Here is a 236-nt window from a genome sequence, read left to right on the forward strand (position 1 = left end):
CCCCGACGCGGTCAGGGCCTCGTGCTTCATGTTCGACATCGACACGAACCGGTCGATGCGGGTGATCCCCAGCCAGTGCAGCACGTCGGGCATCAATTGCTGGAAGCGGGCGTCCTGCACGCCGGCGACGCATTCGGTGCGCTCGAAATAGGTCGCCGCCTGGTCGCCGCCCGGCTGGCGCTTGCGGGCGTTGTAGACCAGGAACTTGGTCACCTCGCCGAGCGCCCGGCCCTCCT

Annotated in this window: 1 protein-coding gene; it reads right to left on the minus strand. The window is 68.2% G+C overall.

The genetic code is table 11. The features are described 5' to 3' along the window. On the minus strand, positions 1 to 236 hold a 236-nt coding region (locus PU683_RS21910; protein WP_277174644.1), incomplete at both ends, for a hypothetical protein.

Source organism: Candidatus Kosakonia sp. 282A-S69, assembly GCF_029433855.1.
Classification (GTDB): domain Bacteria; phylum Pseudomonadota; class Gammaproteobacteria; order Enterobacterales; family Enterobacteriaceae; genus Kosakonia; species Kosakonia cowanii_A.